The sequence below is a fragment of the Streptomyces sp. NPDC056734 genome, assembly GCF_042790455.1.
Taxonomy (GTDB): domain Bacteria; phylum Actinomycetota; class Actinomycetes; order Streptomycetales; family Streptomycetaceae; genus Streptomyces.
Genome location: NZ_JBHTZD010000012.1, coordinates 1 through 20,082 on the forward strand (window position 1 = coordinate 1; position 20,082 = coordinate 20,082).

At 73.3% G+C, this 20,082-nt stretch carries 21 protein-coding genes; 13 read left to right on the top strand and 8 right to left on the bottom strand.

Annotated features, from left to right (window positions below):
• From ACFRFC_RS19240 to ACFRFC_RS19250, 3 genes are all read right to left on the bottom strand, one after another.
• Positions 1-678: FAD:protein FMN transferase (locus ACFRFC_RS19240; protein ID WP_383112631.1), on the bottom strand; the 678-nt coding region annotated here is incomplete at its 3' end.
• Position 679: 1 nt separating this feature from the next.
• The gene (locus ACFRFC_RS19245; protein WP_382690355.1) at positions 680-1,114 is read right to left on the bottom strand and encodes an FMN-binding protein; all 435 of its coding nucleotides are present in this window, start codon (positions 1,112-1,114) and stop codon (positions 680-682) included.
• Positions 1,115-1,161: 47 nt separating this feature from the next.
• Complete coding sequence (locus ACFRFC_RS19250; protein WP_382690353.1) at positions 1,162-2,499, bottom strand: ferric reductase-like transmembrane domain-containing protein; 1,338 nt, start codon at positions 2,497-2,499, stop codon at positions 1,162-1,164.
• Positions 2,500-2,651: 152 nt separating this feature from the next.
• Here ACFRFC_RS19250 and ACFRFC_RS19255 point away from each other — a divergent pair, with 152 nt between their 5' ends.
• The 3 genes from ACFRFC_RS19255 (at position 2,652) to ACFRFC_RS19265 (ending at position 7,055) form a co-directional block, all read left to right on the top strand.
• A complete protein-coding gene (locus ACFRFC_RS19255; RefSeq protein ID WP_382690351.1) occupies positions 2,652-3,341 on the top strand; it encodes a response regulator transcription factor in 690 nt (229 codons plus the stop codon).
• On the top strand, positions 3,338-4,834 hold the full coding sequence (locus tag ACFRFC_RS19260; RefSeq protein WP_382690349.1) for a sensor histidine kinase: 1,497 nt from the start codon (positions 3,338-3,340) through the stop codon (positions 4,832-4,834). The genes ACFRFC_RS19255 and ACFRFC_RS19260 overlap by 4 nt, the downstream gene beginning before the upstream one ends.
• 1,219 nt (positions 4,835-6,053) lie before the next feature.
• A complete protein-coding gene (locus ACFRFC_RS19265) occupies positions 6,054-7,055 on the top strand; it encodes a YbhN family protein (protein WP_382690347.1) in 1,002 nt (333 codons plus the stop codon).
• A gap of 54 nt (positions 7,056-7,109) precedes the next feature.
• Here ACFRFC_RS19265 and msrB read toward each other — a convergent pair whose 3' ends face one another.
• The 4 genes from msrB to ACFRFC_RS19285 form a co-directional block, all read right to left on the bottom strand.
• Positions 7,110-7,517 (bottom strand): peptide-methionine (R)-S-oxide reductase MsrB, encoded by a 408-nt coding sequence (gene msrB / locus ACFRFC_RS19270; RefSeq protein WP_382690345.1) that lies wholly within the window; start codon positions 7,515-7,517, stop codon positions 7,110-7,112.
• A 13-nt stretch (positions 7,518-7,530) separates the two neighbouring features.
• The gene (gene murC, locus ACFRFC_RS19275) at positions 7,531-8,922 is read right to left on the bottom strand and encodes a UDP-N-acetylmuramate--L-alanine ligase (RefSeq protein ID WP_382690343.1); all 1,392 of its coding nucleotides are present in this window, start codon (positions 8,920-8,922) and stop codon (positions 7,531-7,533) included.
• A gap of 247 nt (positions 8,923-9,169) precedes the next feature.
• Positions 9,170-9,643, bottom strand: coding sequence for an indole-3-glycerol phosphate synthase (locus ACFRFC_RS19280; RefSeq protein ID WP_382690341.1), 474 nt, complete (start codon positions 9,641-9,643; stop codon positions 9,170-9,172).
• A 151-nt stretch (positions 9,644-9,794) separates the two neighbouring features.
• Positions 9,795-10,673 carry a pyrimidine reductase family protein gene (locus ACFRFC_RS19285; protein ID WP_382690340.1) on the bottom strand — a complete coding sequence of 293 codons (879 nt, stop codon included), beginning with the start codon at positions 10,671-10,673 and terminating at the stop codon, positions 9,795-9,797.
• Between the two features lie 37 nt (positions 10,674-10,710).
• Between ACFRFC_RS19285 and zapE the strand changes: the two genes are divergently transcribed.
• The 8 genes from zapE (at position 10,711) to ACFRFC_RS19325 (ending at position 17,558) form a co-directional block, all read left to right on the top strand.
• Positions 10,711-11,826 (top strand): cell division protein ZapE, encoded by a 1,116-nt coding sequence (gene zapE, locus ACFRFC_RS19290; RefSeq protein ID WP_382690338.1) that lies wholly within the window; start codon positions 10,711-10,713, stop codon positions 11,824-11,826.
• A gap of 177 nt (positions 11,827-12,003) precedes the next feature.
• Positions 12,004-12,306 carry a hypothetical protein gene (locus ACFRFC_RS19295; RefSeq protein ID WP_383112632.1) on the top strand — a complete coding sequence of 101 codons (303 nt, stop codon included), beginning with the start codon at positions 12,004-12,006 and terminating at the stop codon, positions 12,304-12,306.
• 210 nt (positions 12,307-12,516) lie between these two features.
• The gene (locus tag ACFRFC_RS19300) at positions 12,517-13,098 is read left to right on the top strand and encodes a carbonic anhydrase (RefSeq protein ID WP_382690335.1); all 582 of its coding nucleotides are present in this window, start codon (positions 12,517-12,519) and stop codon (positions 13,096-13,098) included.
• An 8-nt stretch (positions 13,099-13,106) separates the two neighbouring features.
• On the top strand, positions 13,107-14,603 hold the full coding sequence (locus ACFRFC_RS19305; RefSeq protein WP_382690333.1) for a SulP family inorganic anion transporter: 1,497 nt from the start codon (positions 13,107-13,109) through the stop codon (positions 14,601-14,603).
• A 155-nt stretch (positions 14,604-14,758) separates the two neighbouring features.
• A complete protein-coding gene (locus tag ACFRFC_RS19310) occupies positions 14,759-15,553 on the top strand; it encodes a slipin family protein (RefSeq protein WP_382690331.1) in 795 nt (264 codons plus the stop codon).
• A 129-nt stretch (positions 15,554-15,682) separates the two neighbouring features.
• Positions 15,683-16,537 carry a polysaccharide deacetylase family protein gene (locus ACFRFC_RS19315; protein ID WP_382690329.1) on the top strand — a complete coding sequence of 285 codons (855 nt, stop codon included), beginning with the start codon at positions 15,683-15,685 and terminating at the stop codon, positions 16,535-16,537.
• A gap of 66 nt (positions 16,538-16,603) precedes the next feature.
• Positions 16,604-16,786: a hypothetical protein gene (locus tag ACFRFC_RS19320; protein WP_382690327.1), complete on the top strand. Its 183-nt coding sequence runs from the start codon at positions 16,604-16,606 to the stop codon at positions 16,784-16,786.
• Between the two features lie 28 nt (positions 16,787-16,814).
• Entirely contained in the window at positions 16,815-17,558 is a 744-nt protein-coding gene (locus tag ACFRFC_RS19325; protein WP_382690325.1) for a peptidyl-tRNA hydrolase, read from the top strand.
• An 18-nt stretch (positions 17,559-17,576) separates the two neighbouring features.
• Here the strand turns inward: ACFRFC_RS19325 and ACFRFC_RS19330 are convergent, their stop codons facing one another.
• Positions 17,577-17,822, bottom strand: a complete 246-nt coding sequence (locus tag ACFRFC_RS19330; protein WP_382690323.1) for a hypothetical protein — start codon at positions 17,820-17,822, stop codon at positions 17,577-17,579.
• Positions 17,823-18,037: 215 nt separating this feature from the next.
• Here ACFRFC_RS19330 and ACFRFC_RS19335 point away from each other — a divergent pair, with 215 nt between their 5' ends.
• Positions 18,038-18,280, top strand: coding sequence for a hypothetical protein (locus tag ACFRFC_RS19335; RefSeq protein WP_382690321.1), 243 nt, complete (start codon positions 18,038-18,040; stop codon positions 18,278-18,280).
• Between the two features lie 281 nt (positions 18,281-18,561).
• Positions 18,562-19,836 (top strand): DUF692 domain-containing protein, encoded by a 1,275-nt coding sequence (locus ACFRFC_RS19340; protein ID WP_382690375.1) that lies wholly within the window; start codon positions 18,562-18,564, stop codon positions 19,834-19,836.
• Positions 19,837-20,082 lie beyond the last annotated feature (246 nt).

The following is a 20,082-nucleotide window of genomic DNA, read 5'->3' on the forward strand; positions in this document are numbered from 1 at the left end:
CCCATCCACGGCGAACACCTCACACCCCTCCCGGGCGGCAGCCCACCCCACCCCCTGCGCGCCGAGCGCGAACGCGGCCGTCGCGGTCACGTCCGCCTCCGTCAGCGTGGGAGCGACGACCGTCAGACTCAGCAACCCCGTCGCCGCCCGCCCCGTACGCCCGTCGAGGATGTGATCCCCCCGCTCGTACCGCGCCGACGTCGCCACCGCCCCGTCCCCGATCTCCAGCACCACACACACCTGATCCGCGAACTCGGGATGCCGCACCCCCACCCTCCACGACCCCCCACTCGCGACCACATCGCCCCCGGCGTTGAGGCAGAACCGCCGCACCCCGGCCCCCCGCAGCAACTCCGCCGCACGCTGCACGGACCACCCCTTCACCACCGCACAGGGATCGAGCCCCCGCCCCGGCAGCCGCACATCGAACGCGCCCCCGGTCGCCACCCGGTACCGCTCGGCGAGGAGCAGCACCTCCGCCAGGTCCGCGCTGATGTCGTCCGGCCCGATCTCCCCCCGATCGAGCCGGCACACCTCGCTGTCCGCCCGGAACGGGCTGAACCGTTCGTCGACCTCCCGCAGCCCGCCGAACACGGCGTCCCCGAGCCCGTCCGGCACCCGGGCGTCGTCGATCCGCAGCGAGACGGGGAACCCCATCACCTGCTCGACCCGGTGCACGTCAGACGCCCTGCGCGTCGAGCGCGGCCTGGAGGGACTCCTTGTACCCGTCGCTGGTGCTCGTCGCGCCGGACACCGTGTCGATGTCCGCGCTCTGCGCCTGGAGGGTCTCCTCGATCAACTGCGGAGTGGCGTAGGCGCTCTGCGGATGGTTCGGCTGCTGAAGCATCCGTACGGAGGTGATCCGGTCCCCGTCGAAGGTCACCTCCACCTGCACGGGGCCCTGATCGGTGTCGATGACGGGCCCGGCGATCACGCTCGTGCCGCCGCCCCCGCCGCCGTCTCCGGTCGAGCCGCCCGTGGAGCCGCCGGTCGTGGAGGGCGCGGGGGCGGGGGCCGCCTGGACGGTCGTGCCGCTGTCGTGGGAGGGCGCGTAGCGCCACAGCGGGATCAGACCCGCGACGGTCAGGGCCAGAACGGGCAGTACTCGCTTCACGATCGCTTCCTTGTCGTCACACCTGTCGGTCGGACAGTCAGAGGCAGTCAGCCCGCCAGGCTGAACCGCTCGAAATGGATCTGCTGCTTCGGCACGCCCAGTTCCCGCAGGTGGCCGAGGACGGCGGTGGTCATCCCGGGCGGCCCGCAGACGTACACATCCCGTCCGGCGATGTCCGGCACCAGCCGGAACAGCGCGCCGGGGGCCAGCGGGTCCGGCGCGATCGGGCCGGTGACCAGGTGCAGTCGGGCGCCGCGGTCCAGGGCGAGGCCGCGCAGCTCGTCGTAGAGGACGGCGTCCCGGTCGCTGCCGACGCGGTAGAGGACGACGGCGTGGCCGTGCAGTTCCTCCAGGAGGGCGCGGATGGGGGTGACGCCGACGCCGCCGGCGATCAGCACGGCGTCCGGGCGGGTGCGGTGCAGGGTGGTGAAGGCGCCGTAGGGGCCCTCGGCGAAGACGCGGGTGCCGGGCTTGAGCTGGCGCAGCGCGGCGCTGCCGGCCCCGGCGGCCTTGGCGGTGAGCCGGAGCGTGCGGCCGTCGGGCGCGGCCGACAGGGAGAAGGGGTTGGCCTGCCACCAGCGGTCCCGGGTGAGGAACCGCCACAGGAAGAACTGCCCGGCGCGGGCGGGCAGCCGGTCCAGGTCACGGCCGGTCATATAGACGGAGACGACGTCGGCGGACTCGGGGACGACGGCGGTGACGACCAGCCGGTGCCGCCAGTTGCGCCACAGGGGCAGCACCACCCGGCCGGTGACCACCGCGCCGAGCGCGCCGCCCCACAGCAGGTACCAGTACCCGGTGGCGAGGGACGAGGAGACGAAGGTCGTACCGGCCGCGACCTGGTGGGTGAAGGCCAGCACCACCGCGAGGTAGGTGTAGAGGTGGATGAAGTGCCAGGTCTCGTAGGCGAGCCGGCGCCGGGCGAAGCGGGCGGAGACCGCGCCGACCAGCAGGATCAGGGCCAGGGCGACGATCGCGCGGAGCACGCCCTCGACGGTCTCGGCGAGGTCGACGAGCTGGTTGACCGGGTCCATGCCGGTGGGCTCGGCGTACCCGAGGACGATGAAGACGGCGTGGCCGAGCAGCAGCCACAGCAGGGTGAAGCCGGTCCAGCGGTGCCAGGAGGTGAGCCGGTCCATGCCGATGCGGCGGTCCAGCCAGGGCAGCCGGGCCACGAGCAGCAGTTGGAAGGCCATCAGCAGTCCGGCGTACAGACCGGCCAGACGGCCCAGCACGATCAGTGCGTTGGAGGCGAATCCGGCCTGGACGAAGAAGTACGTCACGATCGCCGCGTTGGCGGCGAGGGCGGCGTAGAGGCCGGTGCGGGCCACTGCTTTCGGCCGTATGCCCGTGGTGGGGGTGGGACGCGATTCTACGGTCGTCACGGACGGCAACTCCTCGATCGGGTCTCGGTACCACCGAGCTTGACGGCCGGAAGCTGTCGAACCCCTGTCGGACGACTTTCAAGTCTTTATCGATCGCCACCTGATCATGACGGGGGTCTGGCGCGGGCGTCCAGGTGCCGCAGTATGGGCGGGTGGACAAAGTTCGAGTGCTGGTCGTGGATGACGACCCGCCCATCGCCGACCTCGTGGCGACCGTCGCCCGCTACGAGGGCTGGGACGCGGTGACGGCGAACTCCGGTGAGGACGCGCTACGGCTCGCCGGGGAGTTCCGGCCGGACATCGTGGTGCTCGATCTGATGCTGCCGGACGTGGACGGCTTCGGGGTGCTGGACCGGCTGCGGCGCTCCGGGACGATGGTGCCGGTGGTGTTCCTCACCGCCCGGGACGGGGTCGCGGACCGGGTGGCGGGGCTGACCCGGGGCGGGGACGACTATCTGGTCAAGCCGTTCGCGGTGGAGGAGCTGATGGCCCGGCTGCGGACCGTGCTGCGGCGCAGCGCGGGGCCCGGTTTCCAGCGCTCGGTGCTGCGGGTGGGGGATCTGACGATGGACGAGGACACCCGGGAGGTGCGCCGCGCCGAGCGGGTGCTCACCCTCACCCCGACCGAGTACGAGGTGCTGCGCTATCTGATGCGCCGCTCCCCGACCGTCCTCACCAAGGCGCAGATCCTCGACCATGTGTGGGAGTACGGCTTCGGGGGCCGCTCGAACGTGGTGGAGCTGGTGGTCAGCAGACTGCGCCGCAAGCTGGACGACACGGGTGACCCGCTGATCCACACCGTGCGCGGCTTCGGGTACGTCATCAGACAGGCCGCCGGGTGAGGCGGGCGGCGGCCCGGCTGCGGCACACGTACGGCAGGCTGCGTCTGGGCACCCGGCTGGCGCTGGGCCTGGGGGTGCTGTCGCTGCTGGTGTTCGCGATCGTCGGCACCGCGATGACCACGTACATGCGGGACTATCTGGAGGCGCAGCTCGCCGAGCAGATGCGCTCGGCGCAGGTGGTCCAGGCGAAGGACGCCATCGAGCACGGCACCCTCAAGCGGGAGACGTACATCGGCTGGTACCAGGCGGTGTACGACGTCTCCGGCGGTGAGCCGCGGGTACGGTCCCCGGCCGCGCTGCCGGCCGACAGCAGCGCGTTCGCCGCGCTGGCCGCGCAGCTGGCCGAGACGCGGGTCAGCGATGTGTCCGCGACCCGGTACGTCGACGGGGAGGGCACCTACCAACTGCGGGCCTGTGAGGTGGAGCCCGGGGTGGTGCTGGTGACGGCGGCGCCGACGACGGACATCGAGAACACCGTCACCCAGCTGATCACGGTCCAGGTGATCGCGTTCGCGCTGGCGCTGCTGGCGCTGGTCGTCTTCGGGCGGCGCACGCTGCGGCGCGGGCTGAAGCCGCTCAGCGACATGGCGCACACCGCGCACGGCATCGCCTCGCACGATCTGACCGAGTCGGCGGCCCGGCTGCCGCTGCGCGCGGACCGGCGGGGCGGCGGGCCGGAGGTGGAGGAGCTGCGCACGGCGTTCAACACGATGCTGGAGCACATCGACGACTCGCTCGCGGTGCGCGCGGAGGCCGAGCAGCGGCTGCGCCGGTTCGTCGCGGACGCCTCGCACGAGCTGCGCACCCCGCTGATGTCGGTACGGGGCTATGCGGACCTCTTCCAGTACGCGGCGGCGAACGAGCCGGCGGAGCGCGACCGGCATCTGTCCCGGCTGCGCGCGGAGGCGGCCCGGATGGGTGTTCTGCTGGACGATCTGCTGCTGCTGGCGCGGCTGGACGCGGCGGAGGTGGAGGCGCCGTTGCGGCTGGCGGAGACGGATCTGAGGGAGCTGGTGCGGCAGGCGGCGGACGCGTTCGAGGCGACCCGCCCGGACCACCCGCTCACCGTGACGACCGCCCCGGCCCCCCTCCGCCTGCCGGTGGACGCCCAGCGACTGCGCCAGGTCCTGGACAATCTGCTGGCCAACGCGGCGGTCCACACCCCGCCCGGCACGCAGGTGTCGGTGTCGGCGACGCTGACGGGCGACGAGGTGCAGGTGCGGGTGACCGACGCCGGGCCCGGCATCCCGCCCGCCGACCAGGAGCGGGTCTTCGACCGCTTCTACCGCGTGGACAAGGCCCGCACCCGCGACCGCGGCGGCAGCGGCCTGGGCCTGGCGGTGGCAGCGTCCCTGATCCACGCCCACGGCGGCACGATCACCCTGACCAGCACCCCGCCCCACACGACCTTCACCATCCACCTCCCCCTGCACCCCGCCACCCGACCACCCCACCCACACCCCCACCGAAGCGACCCCGCCGTGGTGCCGTGACGCCCTCATGCCCCACGCCCGTACGGCCGTGACGCCCGTGCTTCTGGGGCGCGGTGACACCGTGTGCCCTTACGGCACGGTGATGCCGCGTGCCGCCGAGCGGGCGGGAGGCGGCACGGTGATGCCCCGTGCCACCGAGCGGGCGGGCGGCCCGCTTGAGCATGCGAGAGTCCGGCCGAGCGAGCGGGCGACCCGGCCGAACGAGCGGGCGGCGCGAGCAGGTGGCCGGTCTGGGTGGGCAGGTGGCGTATCCGAGCCGGCGGGCGCCATCTCCAAGCCGCAGGGTGACCCGGCCGAGCGAGCGGGCGACCCGCGCCATCCGGCGGGCGGCGCTGCCCGCTGGCGAGCAGGGGGCCTGGCTGAGCTGGCGGGCAGCGCGCCCGCGCCAGCGGACCGCACGTCGCCGAGCCGGAGGGTGGTGACCCCACCCCAGCGAGCAGGTGGCCCACACAAGCCAACAGGCGCCGCGTTCAAGCAAGCAGGAAACCCGACTCAGCCACCAGGCAGCACGCCCGCGCCGACGGACGGCACGTCCGAGCCGCAGAGTGACCCACCCCAGCGAGCAGACGGCCCCCACCAGCCAACAGGCGCCGCATCCTGGCCGGAAGGTGACCCGCCCAAGCCGGCAGGTGGCCCACCGGGCAAGCAGCCGGCGCGCGTCCGAGCACGCAGACGGCGCGTCCGATCGGGCGGCGCGGCCGAGCGGGCGGGCGGCGGCGCGGCCGAGCGGGCGGGCGGCGGCGCGGCCGAGCCTCCGGGTGGCCCGGCGGGCGGGCCGCGGCGGGTCGATGGGGCGTCGGTCCGGGGCGAACGGGAAGGGCGCGAGGGCCGGAGCCACGTGGCATCCGCCACACCGCGTGGCTTCGGCCTGCGGGTTTTGTCCCACCGTCGGGCGGTCCGGGGGGTGGATGGGTGTGGCACGGGGTGGGGACGGGGATGACCTCCGTGGTGGCCCGAAGCCGGCGCCGGGCAGCCGCCCGGTGCGGTGCCGGAGGCGGCGTCGCCCGTCCGCCCGCACTTCGTCGGCTCCTGGACACCCGTCCGTCACACCGAGCGGGGACCTTTCCCTAGGTTCCTCACCCGGTTTCCCCAGCCGGGTGCCGCCCCGTCCCCTCCCCGCTCGCCTTGCATCCGTCCGCACCCTCATCACCGGGCGATGCGAACGGCATCCGTCCGCACCCCTCACCACCGGACGCGATGCGAAAGGACGACGTACGCCGTGACGCTCACGCCGCTCGACGGCCTGCCCGGTCCCGCCCCGGACCCCGCTCCCCCGGCCGCGCCCGCCCACGCGCGAGCCGTCCGGCTGGCCGTCAGCCTGCTGCCGTTGCTGCTGATCGCCGCCTGGGCCGTGCTCGACTGGCGTTCCCTGTACGACGGTGTCGCCCGCCTCGCCTCCGCCGACCCCGGTTGGCTGCTGGTCGCGGGCGTCTTCACCTGCCTGGGCTGGGTGGCCGCCGCCTGTGTCCGGCAGGGCGCGATCCCCGAGCGGCTGCCGCCGGGGCTGCTGCTGGCCTCGCAGGTCGCCGCGGGCGCCGCGAACCACGTCCTGCCCGCCAGTATCGGCGCCCACGCCGTGACCCTGCGCTTCCTCCAGGGCCAGGGCATCCCGCTGGCCCGCGGCACCGCGTCTCTCGCCCTGTACTCGGTGGTCAAGCCGGTGGCGAAGACCGTCGTACTGCTGGTGTTCCTGGTGGCCTTCCCCGGCATGCTGCGCTTCGGGGACCTGATGCCCGATTCCTGGACCCTGCTGCTGATGGCGGGCGGCGCCGCCGCGGCCCTCACGGCCACGGGCGTGGTCATGACCGTCGTACCGGCGCTGCGCCGCCCGGTGACCGGTCTGCTGCGCACGGCGCTGACCGACGCGCGCGTGCTGCACACCCGCCCCGGCCGCTATCTGCCGCTGTGGCTCGGCGCCGCCGCCACCCCACTCCTCCAGGGCAGTGTGATCGCCGCGGTCGGCTACGCGCTGGGCCTGCCGCTGTCCTGGGCGCAGGTGATCTTCGCGCTGCTGATCGCCAGCACGGCGGTGGGCGCGGTGCCCGCCCCGGGCGGCATCGGCCCGGTCGACGCGGCGATGGTCTTCACGATGAGCGCCTTCGGCGCCCCCGTCGGCCTCGCCACCGCCACGGTCATCGGCTACCGCGTGATGACGGTCTGGATCCCGCTGATCCCGGGCGCACTGGTTCTGTCGGCACTCGTCCAGCGCAAGGTGCTCTGAGACATCAGCGGGTCCCCCCGGGTCGGTTCGGGCCCGGGGGGGGACCCGCCCGGCTCACGCCTCCGTCGGCGCCAGCCGCAGCGAGATGCTGTTGATGCAGTACCGCTGATCGGTCGGGGTCGGATACCCCTCCCCCTCGAACACATGCCCGAGGTGCGAGCCGCAGCGCGCGCACCGCACCTCCGTGCGCACCATCCCGTGCGAGCGGTCCTCGATCAGCTCCACGGCGTCGGTGTCCTTCGGATCGAAGAAACTCGGCCAGCCGCAGTGCGACTCGAACTTGGTGTCCGAGGTGAACAGTTCGGCGCCACAGGCGCGGCAGGAGTAGACACCCGTGGTCTTGGTGTCGGTGTACTCCCCCACGAACGCGGGCTCGGTGCCGGCCTGGCGCAGTACGGCGTACTCCGCCGGGCTCAGCTCCGCGCGCCACTGCTCGTCCGGCTTCTCGACGTCGTACGACATGGCCTTCAGCCCCTTAGTTCGACAGGCGGTCCAGGATGTGCGGGCCCAGGTCGGTGACATCTCCCGCGCCCATGGTGAGAACGAGATCACCCGGCTTCGCCATTCCCGCGATCGCGGCCGGGGCCTCGCCCTGGTCGTGGACGGCGGTCACATCGGCGCCCGCCGCGCGGGCCGCCTCGATGATCAGCTCGCTGGTGACGCCGGGGACGGGGTCCTCGCGGGCCGGATAGATGTCCAGCACGACGGAGGCGTCGGCGAGCGCGAGGGCCGCGCCCATCTCCTTGCCCAGCTCCTGGGTGCGGGAGAACAGATGCGGCTGGAAGAGGACCAGGATCCGGCCGCCCCCGGCCGCCGACCGCATGGCCTCCAGATCGGCCGTCATCTCGGTGGGGTGATGCGCGTAGGAGTCGATCACCTGGACGCCCTGGACCTCGCCCTTGAGCTGGAGCCGCCGCTTGACGCCCGTGTACGCGCCCAGCGCGGACGCCAGCTCGGCGGCGGGCACCCCGAGGGCCACACCCGCGGCGAGCGCGGCGACGGCGTTGTGCGCGTAGTGCCGGCCGGGCACGGACACGGCGAAGGTCAGCTCGGTCCCGTCGAGCAGGACGGTGACCTCGCTCTTCAGGCCCTGCGGCACGATCGAGGTGATCCGCACCCCGGCCTCGGCGGACTCCCCGTACGTCACCACCCGCACGCCCCGCCCGGCGACCCGCCGGGTCAGTTCCCGGGCGCCCTCCTGGTCGGCGGCGATCACCAGCGTGCCGCCCTCGGTGATCCGGTCCACGAAGGTCACGAAGGACTCGTGGATCTCCTCCATCGAGGCGTAGTTCGCGTGGTGGTCCAGCTCCACATTGAGGACGACGGCGACCTCGGGCGCGTACTTGTGGAAGCTGCGGTCGCTTTCATCCGCCTCGGCCACGAAGATCTCGCCGGGGCCGTGCAGGGCGTTGGAGCCGGGCGCGTCCAGGTCGCCGCCGATGGCGTACGACGGGTGCAGTCCCAGTTCGGTCAGGGAGACCGCCAGCATCGACGTGGTGGTGGTCTTGCCGTGGGTACCGGCGACGGCGATCGGCCGCAGCCCGTCCATCAGCGCGGCCAGCGCGTCGGACCGGTGCACCACGGGCACGCCCAGTTCGGCGGCGCGCACCAGCTCCGGGTTGTCGTCCCGGATCGCCGACGACACGACGACACTGCTGGCGTCGTCCGCGAGATGCCCGGCCGCGTGCCCGATGTGCACCGTGGCCCCGAGCCCGCGCAACGCCCCGGCGGTGGCCGACTCCTTGGCATCGCTCCCGGCGACCCGGGCCCCCCGCTGGGCCAGGATCTTCGCGATCCCCGACATCCCGGCCCCCCCGATCCCGATGAAGTGGGGCCGTTCCATGGCGGGAGGAATACCGGATGCCATGCGCGCTCTCCTATTGCCGTACCGAGATCCGAAACCGCCCTCAGCCTATTGCCACCCTGACACCCGACCCCGACACCAACGCCGCCGAAGGGCGGCACGGGCCGCCTGACATCCAACGCCAACACCATCGCCGCCAAGGGGCGCGGGGCTGCATCGATCTGCGGCTCCGCCGCGGGGCGCGACCAGCCCCCACGAACCCGCACCCGCCCGGCGACACCAGCCCCCCACCCCCGACCGCGCCCCCCGACTACACCTTGCTGTGCGAGAACAACTTCAACACCGGCACCCCCACCTTGTGCCGCGCACGAGACGCCCAGTCCCGGTGAAAGAACTCCTCCACGTAGTGGGGATCCGTCAGCACGATCACCTCATCCGCGCCGGCCTCCTCCACCAACCCCCTCAGCGAGTCCAGCGGATGATCCTCGATCAGCCGCCCCTCCGCCCGGCTCCCCGCGGAGCGCAACGCCTGCAAGGACACGTCCAGCGCCTGCCGCCCCTCACCCCGGGCGGCATCCCCCTCCGGGGTCTCCCGCTCGCGCGCCGCCTCGTCGAGTTCACCGAGGGCGAGATCGTCGATGGCCCGCAGCAAGCGGTCCGCCTGATCCCCCCGCGGCTGGAGCAGCACGTGGAAGGCGACCGACTCATCCCCGTGCAAGGTCGTGACGAACTCCACGTCGGCGGACGTCAGGGCCTTCTCGATCATCAAAACGCTTGTGAACACCAGACGCCCCTTCTCTTCGAGGGCCCTCGGGCCCTCCGTCCTGCGTGGGCCGTTCCAGGCCCTGCTGAAACCATCCTGCCCCGTGATCGCACGGGCACTGCGTGTCTAGTGTGCCCACCGAAAGCTAAACGGAACGATAGATTCCGCTGATTTACGGCCGACGGTAGCGCCCGAACAAAAACCCGGCCTCTTCCAGCAAAGACACTAGTTCGAAACGCTCGGGCACGATCACCCGGGGCCCGCCCGCGATCCGCTGCGCGTCCCCCGCGGTGAGCATCGGCGCGAGGGTCAGACACAGCTCGTCCAGCACCCCGGCGGCCACGAACTGCCCCAGCAGCCGCGGTCCGCCCTCGGTGAGCAGCCGACGGTGGCCCTGACCGGCCAGGGCCGCCGCGACCTGGGCGGGCTCCACCCGGGGGCCGTCCCCGGCGACCACCACCCGGACCCCGGCCCGTTCCGCCGCCGCGACCCGTTCGGGCGGGGCCGTGGACCCGGTGAGCACCAGCGTGGGCACCAGCGGCTCGGTGAACAGGGGCAGCGAGAAGTCCAGGTCGAGACCGGCTGAGATCACCGCGATCGCGGGAGCTTGCGCCTGCCCGGCCGCCGCCCGTCGCGCGGCGAACTCACTTCGGGCGCGGGCCGGCCGGTACTGCTCCTGGCGTACCGTTTCTGCGCCAACGACCACGACATCGGCCAGCGCCCGCAGGACGCCGAAGAGCCGCATGTCCGCCGCACAGGAGATCGGCTGCGACCGCCCGTCGTGCTGAGCGGCCCCGTCGAGAGTGGACACCATGTTGGCCCGCAGCCACGCTCCGGACCCCGCTCCGGCACCCCCGGTACCGGCGGCACCCCTGGCGCCCCCGGAATCCCGGCCACCCCCGGACTCCCCGGCCGCCGACGGATAGGCGTACGCGTCGGCGAGCGCGTCGAGACTCCACTCGCCCCCCGTCGCACCCCCACCCCCACCGCCACTCCCACCACCCCCCGTGGCAGTCGTTGTCTCATCGGTCACAGGGAACAGGCGTCGCATGTCGTGCAGTGTTCCACGCCGCCTACCATGGTGAACCGTGTCCTCCTCCCCCGCCGCCGCCCCCGGCCCCGCCTCCGGTCCGATATCCGGCGCGGCCCCGCTCTCCCTGTGCGCCCGCGAGCCGCGTGTCCCGGCGGACCGGCTGGTCGCCGAGATGGTGCCGCCGCCCCGGTTCGACTCGGTGCGCTTCAGCACGTATCTGCCGGATCCGGGACAGCCCAGCCAGACCGAGGCCGTCCGGGTGCTGGAGGGCTTCGCGGCGGGGCTCGACGGGGCGCCCGCGCGCGGCGGTGGCAGGCGCGGCTTCCTGGGCTTCGGCCGGGCGAAGGCCCCCAGCCGGCCGGCCGGCCCGCGCGGTGTCTATCTGGACGGCGGCTACGGCGTCGGCAAGACCCATCTGCTGGCCTCCCTGTGGCACGCCACCCCGGCGGAGCCCGCCCGCAAGGCGTTCGGCACCTTCGTGGAGCTGACCAACCTCGTCGGCGCGCTGGGCTTCCAGCAGACCGTGAGCACGCTCTCCGGCCACCGGCTGCTGTGCATCGACGAGTTCGAGCTGGACGACCCGGGCGACACCGTGCTGGTCTCCACACTGCTGGGCAAGCTGGTCGACGCGGGCGTGGCGCTCGCCGCCACCTCCAACACGCTGCCGGGCAAGCTCGGTGAGGGCCGGTTCGCCGCGGCGGACTTCCTGCGTGAGATCCAGGGGCTGTCCGCCCACTTCCACGCCGTGCGCATCGACGGCGACGACTATCGCCACCGCGGTCTGCCGCAGGCACCGGCGCCCTTCCCCGACGAGGTGGTCACCCGGACGGCGTATGCCACGCCCGGCGCCTCGCTCGACGTTTTCCCCCGGTTGCTGGAGCATCTGGCCCAGGTGCACCCGAGCCGGTACGGCGCGCTGACCGACGGCCTGAAAGCGGTGTGCCTGACGGATGTCGGGCCGGTGCCCGACCAGTCGACCGCACTGCGTCTCGTCGTGCTCGCGGACCGGTTGTACGACCGCGAGGTGCCCGTGCTGGCGGCGGGAATTCCGTTCGATCAGCTGTTCAGCGCGGACATGCTGGCCGGTGGCTACCGCAAGAAGTATTTCCGCGCGATCTCCCGGCTGACCGCGCTGGCCCGCGACGCGCAGCGGCTCACCGAGGCCGGCTGACCCGCCCGACACGCCGGGATCATGGGCGGGTTCACGCCATCGGACCCGCATTTTTGAGGCTCTCTCCCCCGCGAAACGTCGAGTTAACCCTGCAAACAACATTGCAGGGTTAACGTGTTTCTTGACCAGCTGTTGACCAACTGTTGGTATGTGTATGAGACGTGTGAGGAGCACAAGATGCGAGGTACGACGGTACGCGCGGCGCAGCCGCCGTACGCCGTCGCGCCCCGGGGGCTCCCGCTCGCCGTGTTCGCGGCGCTCTTCGCGACCGTGCATACGATCCGTCAACCCACGGCCAAGGCTTGGCCGGTATCCCCGTGCTCCCGGGGCGCCGCGCGTGACATCGACGTCACGCTCCACCCCCGGGGCATCCGCACCGCACCGGCGTCCACCGCCGGACCCGACGGTCCGTCGAGACCGTCGTACGCATCAAGACCACCGGGCCGGCCGCACGTCTCGGGGCATCGAATAGCCGACTAGCCGAACAGTCGAGCAGCCGAGCAGCCCGGTGGCCGGACAACGGCCGCCACCCCGGTGCTCAGCCGCCGAGCGGGGTCTCCCCCACGCTCGGCCGCCGAGAGGGACGAACCCGCTCTCCCGCGTCGCGACGGCGGGCGGGCGGCCCCCCTCTCACCGTCCCGCAAGCCCGCCGACGCGCACCCCACAGCGCGCCAGGAGGAAACACGACACATGCAGCCCCTCATCGACAACGCCCGCACGTTCGGACAGCGCCCTGAGGAGTTCGCCCAGCTGGCCGCCGGCCAGTCCCCCCAGGTGCTCTTCATCACCTGCTCCGACTCCCGGGTCGTCCCGGCCCTGATCACGGGCGCCCGCCCCGGCCAGCTCTTCGAGCTGCGCACCGCGGGCAACATCGTCCCGCCCTACGCCTCGCAGCAGCCCACGGGCGAGGCGGCCACCATCGAGTACGCGGTGGAGGTGCTCGGCGTCCGCGACCTCGTGGTGTGCGGCCACTCCCATTGCGGCGCGGTCGGCGCGCTGGTGCGCGGCGACGACCTCGACGCCGTGCCCGCCGTGCGCGACTGGCTGGGCCACGCCGCCGACGAGCCACCGTCCGACGACCCGGCCGATCCCACGGTCGAGGGCGCCGTGCAGCACCATGTGCTGGCCCAGCTGCTGCGGCTGCGCTCGTACCCCTGTGTGGAGCGCGGTCTGGCCGCCGGCCGGCTGACCCTGCACGGCTGGTACTACGAGGTGCACACCGGTGGTGTCCGCGCGCACCGCGCCGACACCGATCGCTTCGAAGCTCTGTGAGTCCTGCCATGAACCACCACCCTCACCCGACCCAGGTTCCTCCCAGGTACCCCTTTCTCAAGCAGGACTTCGCGGCCTCGCTGGTCGTGTTCCTGGTCGCGCTGCCGCTGTGCGTCGGCGTGGCCGTCGCCTCCGGTGTGCCGGCCGAACTCGGCCTGGTCACCGGCATCGTGGGCGGCATCGTCACCGGCATGATGCGGGGCAGCAGTCTCCAGGTGTCGGGCCCGGCGGCGGGCCTGACCGTGCTGGTCTTCGAGGCCGTCCAGGAGTTCGGGCTGCCCGTGCTCGGCGCGATCGTGCTCGTGGCGGGCGCGCTCCAGCTCCTGATGGGCGCCCTGCGCCTGGGGCGCTGGTTCCGGGCCATCTCCGTCTCCGTCGTGGAAGGCATGCTGGCCGGCATCGGCCTGGTGATCATCGCCGGGCAGCTCTACACGGCGGCGGGCCTGGCCGCCCCCGTGTCCGGCCTGGACAAGCTCACCGGGCTGCCGGGCGCGGCCGTCGAGGCGCTGGGCAGCGGCACCGCCCTGACCTCGCTCGCGATCGGCGCGGGCACCATGGCCGTACTGGCGCTGTGGCCACGGCTGCCCGCGCGGGCCAGAGCCGTGCCGGGGGCGCTCGTGGCCGTCGCACTGGCGACCCTGGTCACACTGGCGTTCGACCTGCCCGTGGCCACGGTCGAGGTCCGGGGCCTGCTGGACGCGATCCAGCCGCCCGGCCCGGACGCGCTGGGCGCGCTGGCCACCCCGGCCGTGCTGGGCACGGTCCTCGCCTTCACCCTGATCGCCTCCGCCGAGAGCCTGTTCAGCGCGGCGGCGGTGGACCGGCTGCACGACGGGCCGCGCACCCAGTACGACAAGGAGCTGATGGCCCAGGGCGCGGGTAACGCCGTGTGCGGGGCGCTGGGCGCGCTGCCCATGACGGCCGTCATCGTGCGCAGCTCGGCCAATGTGCAGGCGGGCGCCCGCACCAAGGCGTCCCGGGTGCTGCACGGCGTATGGCTGCTGCTGTTCGCGGCGCTGCTGCCCCAGGCGCTGGCCCTGATCCCGATACCGGCGCTGGCGGGCATCCTGGTTTACGCGGGCTGGAAGCTGATCCCGTTCCGGCAGTTCGGCCCGCTGTGGCGGGAGCACCGGGGCGAGGCGCTGATCCTGGTGGTCACCGCCGTGGCGATCGTCGCCGTGAACATGTTCGAGGGCGTCCTGATCGGGCTCGCCCTGTCCGTCGCCAAGGCCGCCTGGGAGGCTTCGCACCTCAGGATGGACGTCATCGACAAGGGCGCCGGACCGGTCCGGGCCTATCTGTCGGGCAACGCGACCTTCCTGCGGCTGCCGAAAATACTCGACAGCCTGGAGTCGCTTCCCAAGGACCGTCCGGTCGAGCTGGACCTCTCCGGCCTGCACCACCTGGACCACGCGTGCCGTACGGCCCTGGAGAGCTGGGCGGAGCGGCACAGCGCGGTGGGCACGGATCCGGTGAAGGTTACGGCGGCGGTGACGGCCCGGTGACCCCGCGCTGACAGTCCCGGTGTCCGGTCAGGGGGCCTCCCGGCCTCCCGGCCGGACACCGGCATACGAATTCACCTTTCGGGCATATCGTTAAATGACATACGAATGCCGAATAAGGGACCAGCACCTACGGGCCTCTGTGCGAGGAGGTCGACATGCTCGAAGCGCTCCTGGTGACCATCGCGACGGTCGGTGGGGTGGGTCTGGTGTATCTCGCCGCGGCGGCCCGGGTCGTCAAGCAGTACGAACGCGGTGTGATCCTGCGGCTGGGCCGGCTCCGGGGCAATGTCCGGCCCCCGGGGCTGACGATGATCGTGCCCTTCGTGGACCACCTGACCCGGGTCAACATGCAGATCGTCACCATGCCGGTGCCGGCCCAGGAAGGCATCACCCGGGACAACGTCACGGTGCGCGTGGACGCGGTCGTGTACTTCCGGGTGGTCGACCCGGCGAGCGCGCTCATCAAGGTCGAGGACTACCGGTTCGCGGTCTCGCAGATGGCGCAGACCTCGCTGCGCTCGATCATCGGCAAGAGCGAGCTGGACGACATGCTCTCCGACCGCGAGAAGCTCAATCAGGGGCTTGAACTGATGATCGACAGCCCGGCGGTCGGCTGGGGTGTGCAGATCGACCGGGTCGAGATCAAGGATGTGTCGCTGCCGGAGACCATGAAGCGGTCCATGGCCCGCCAGGCCGAGGCCGACCGTGAGCGCCGCGCCCGGGTCATCAACGCCGACGCCGAACTCCAGGCGTCCAAGAAGCTCGCCGAGGCCGCGAAGCAGATGGAGGCCACGCCGTCCGCGCTCCAGCTCCGGCTGCTCCAGACGATCGTCGCGGTCGCCGCGGAGAAGAACTCCACGCTGGTGCTGCCCTTCCCGGTGGAGCTGCTGCGCTTCCTGGAGAGGTCCCAGCAGCAGCCGGAGCAACCGCACAAGCCACTGGAGGCATGAGCACGACCCACCGGAAGGGCGTGAGGGCGGCCCCGCCCCCGAGGGGCCGTTGGTCCGATCGGACCGCACCCCCACCCCCACACCCCCGCAATACACATTTAGTCGTATTTGCACAGTTACGTTCGTCCGGTGATCCTCCCCGTTCGACGCGTACGACGTCTCACCGCGGCCTGCGCCCTCGCCGCCGCCCTCGTCCCCCTCACCGCCTGCGGTGGCGACCCCGCGCGCACCGCGAAGGCGCACCCGGCGTCCTCCGCCCCCGCCTCCCGTCCCCCCACGCTCGCCCCCGGCCCCTCCGCACTGGCCCCCGTCTTCAGCAACGGCGTCCGGACCCGGGACAAGACCGTGGCCCTCACCTTCGACGCGGACATGACCGCGGATCAGGGGGAGCGGGCGGCGGCGGGCGAGCGGTTCGACAACCCGGAACTGATCGCGACCCTGCGCAAGCTCAAGGTCCCCTCGACGGTGTTCATGACCGGCCGCTGGGCGGAGGAGTACCCGGCGCAGGCGCGTGCCATCGGCCGGGACCCGCTCTTCGAGGTCGCGAACCACTCGTACAGCCACTACGCCTTCACCGACGACTGCTACGGCCTGCCGACCGTGCCCGCCGAGCGGATGAGGGCCGATGTTCAGCGGGCGTACACCGCGTTCCGCGCGGCGGGGGTGCCGGACGCGATGCCGTACTTCCGCTTCCCGGGCGGCTGCTACGACCAGCGGGCGCTGCGCGCGCTCAGCGCCGCCGGGGTGACGGCGGTGCAGTGGGACGTGGTGAGCGGCGACGCGTTCGCGACGGACGCGGACGCGGTGGCCCGGCAGGTGCTGGACGGCGTACGGCCCGGGTCGGTGGTGGTGATGCACTGCACGCGCAGCGCGGCGCCGGTGACCGAGGAGGCGATCCGGGCGATCGTGCCGGAACTGCGCGAGCGGGGCTTCCGGTTCGTGAAGGTGTCGGAGCTGATCGGGTCCGGCGCGGGCCGGCCCTGACCGGCACGACCGCCGTGCCCGTACCGCCCCTGCCCGCCCCTGCCCGCCCCTGCCTACGCTGGACACATGAACGAGGACCGCGACCACTGCCTCATCGACGCGACCGGGCCGCCGACGGCCGCGGGACCGCCGTACGCGGAGTGTGTGCTGTGCCGGGAGCCGACGGAGTACCCGGAGACGTACAAGGGCATCACGCTGTGCCCGGTGTGCGAGTGGCAGGAGGCGCAGCGGACGGCGTGCTCGGGGTGATCGCGCGGACCGGCGTCCGGGCCCTGACATGCCCCGGGACCCGTCCAGTACCCTGCGGACCGTGAGCGACGACAGCCCTTTCCAGCCCGAGACCGGTGAGCGTGACACGGCACGGCAGTTCGTGCTGCCGCTGGTCGTGCGGATCGAGCGCGGCGCCCCGCCGCCCCGCACGGACGCGCTGGAGACGGCGGCCCGCGCGGTGCTGGTGATGCTCACCGACCCGCGCTCGCTGGGCGACGGGGAGTGGGCGCGGGCCGTGCGGGACTGGCAGGACGCCCGGATCCGCAAGGTGGTGCGGCGGGCGCGCGGCGCGGAGTGGCGGCGCGCGGAGGCCCTGCCCGGCATCACGGTGGCCGGGAAGGCGGCGGAGGTACGGGTCTTCCCGCCCGTTCCGCTGGACGGCTGGCCCAAGGATCTCGCCCGGCTCCAGGTCTCCGGCACCGATCTGGACGACCCGGAACCCCCGGCGGCCCCGGAGCGCGGCGCACCCGTGCTGTGGCTGAGCCCCGACGTCGACATGTCGGCGGGCAAGGCGATGGCCCAGGCCGGTCACGGCGCCCAGCTCGCCTGGTGGGAACTGCCCGACGAGGAGCGCGCGGCCTGGCACGACGCCGGTTTCCCGCTCTCCGTCCGCACGGCGGACCCGGCCGAGTGGCGGACCCTGACCACGAGCGGCCTGCCGGTCGTCAGGGATGCGGGCTACACGGAGATCGCGCCGGGTTCCTGCACGGTGGCGGCGGACCACCCGGCGCTGCGCGGGGGCGCACGCTAGCCGGAGCGCGGGCCGCTCCTAGACCGGCGGCTCGTCGAGGATGGCGAGCAGGGAACTGGCGCTCTCCGCCGGGCCGGTCGCGGTCGGGGAGGCGTAGGCGCCGGAGAAGAGGCGGCCCCAGGCGCCAACGCGGCCGAGGGCGGCGAGGCGGCCCGCTGGCCGGAGGGCCTGCCGGAGTTCGGCGGCGGTGTGCCCGTCGCCCGTCCAGGGTTCCAGGTAGGCGTCCCGCAGCCGGGGCAGTACGCCGGAGCCATGGGCCCGCACCGCCTGACGGGCGGGAGACCAGGGCGTCGCCCCACTCGAAGAAGGTGAAGCGGCCGGGATGCGGGCGGAACAGCTGGCCCTCGTACAGATCGGCGTGGTCGAGGGTGTCCGCGATGCCGACGGCGGCGAGTTCGGCGCACCACCGGGCCACCCGGGGCCGGAGCGCGAGCAGACGCGTACGGTCGTCGGGGCGCGGGGCGGTGCTCTCCGCGAGGATGCGGTCGAACAGGCCGGTCAGGTTCGTGATCGGGTTCGCGGCCTCCGAGGCGTCGGGCCGGTTCGCTCCCGGCCACCGCCGCGGCCGGTCGCCGGAGGGCGGGCTTCCCGGCCACCGCAGGCTCGGCCCCTGGCTGGAGCTGCCGCTCGACCTCACCGCCGAGTTCGACGCCGATCTGGCGGACATCCGGCGGCTGATCGAGACGGCGGCCCGGGGGACGGCTGATCCGGCGGGAAGCTGATCCGGCCGGGCCGCCGTCGGGCCCCCCGCACCCGGCCGAACCTCAAATGTTGCTCAGAAGGGCGGCCCGGCAGGGTTCGGCGGGACGGGCCGGGGCCATACCCCCGTCACACCGGGACCGTGGGTGCCGTAGGAGGAGGGGACATGGGGACAGCACAGGCATGGGGGACGGCACGGACAGCACGGACAGCATCGACCGCACAGGCGCCGGGGACGGGGACGGGGATCGTGCTGGGGACGGGGATCGGGTGGCGGCCGGAGATCGCCGACGCGGTGGAGCGGATGCCGGGCATCGACTGGGTGGAGGTCGTCGCCGAGAACGTCTGCCCCGGGCATCTGCCGGAGGCGCTGGTGCGGCTGCGCGAGCGCGGGCTGACCGTCGTACCGCACGGCGTGTCGCTCGGGCTCGGCGGGGCCGAGCGGCCCGATGCCGGGCGGCTCGCGGCGCTCGCCGAGCGGGCGGAGGCACTGGGGGCGCCGCTGGTCACGGAGCACATCGCGTTCGTCCGGGCGGGCGGCACGCTCACCGCGTCGCCACGGCTCGAAGCCGGTCATCTGCTGCCCGTGCCGCGCACCCGCGACGCCCTCGACGTGCTCTGCGCCAACATCCGCATCGCGCAGGACGCGCTGCCCGTACCGCTCGCCGTCGAGAACATCGCCGCCCTGCTGTCCTGGCCCGGCGACGAACTGACCGAGGGACAGTTCCTGTACGAACTCGCCGACCGGACCGGCGTACGGCTCCTCGTCGACGTCGCCAATCTGCACACCAACCACGTCAACAGCGGTGACGACCCGGCCGAGGCGCTCGCCGAACTGCCCCTGGAGGCCCTCGCGTACGTCCATGTCGCGGGCGGCTTCGAGCGGGACGGCGTCTGGCACGACAGCCACGCGCACCCGGTGCCGGAGCCGGTCCTGGACATCCTCACCGACCTCGCCTCCCGGGTGGCCCCGCCGGGCGTGCTCCTGGAGCGCGACGAGAACTTCCCCGGACCGGGCGAGCTGGAGCGCGAGGTGGGGCGCGTCCGGGAGGCCGTGGCGGAGGGACGGCGCAAGGGGCGTGCCGGGTGCGGTGGGAGCGGGCCGGGCGGGGTGTGGGGGGCGGGTGGCGGCGGGGCGCCGGACGAGGGCCTCGCCGCGCCCGCCCGGCAGCGGCTCGGCCTGGCCCAGACCGCGCTGCTCTCGGCCCTCGTCGCCGACACCCCCGCGCCCGAGGGGTTCGACCGGGCCCGGCTGCGGGTGCAGTCGCGGGCGCTCACCGGGAAGCGGGCGGACGTGGTGGCGAAGGTGGCGCCCGAGGTGGCGGACATACTCGGCGACGGCTACCGGCCGGCGTTCCTGACGTACGCCCACCGCCGTCCGATGGCGGGCGGGTACCGGCAGGACGCCCTGGACTTCGTCCGCCACCTCCTGAACGCCGAACAGCCGCAGGACCCGCGCGCCCGCCGGGAGTTGCGGGAGTGGTGGCTCGACCGTTCCGGCCCGTCCCCACGCCCCACCCGGCCCGGCGCACGGCTCACGCGGGCGGCCCGGCGGGGGTGGGGGCTGCTGCGCGGCTGACGCAGGACGGGCCGGTGGACGGGCCGGTGGACGGCTGGGCCGCCGGGCCGCCGGGCCGGCGGGAGCGGCATCGTGCTCTGCCTGGTCGCCACGCCGGCCGCGCGGCGACGCCGGGGCAGGGTCTGACTCCGGCGGCTCCTGAGCCCCTCCCGCCTCCCCCGTTTCCCCCCTCACCTCGCCCTCCCGACCGGAACGTCACATACCCGCAACGCTCCGTCCGGATCATGAACAAGGCATGGCGTTTCC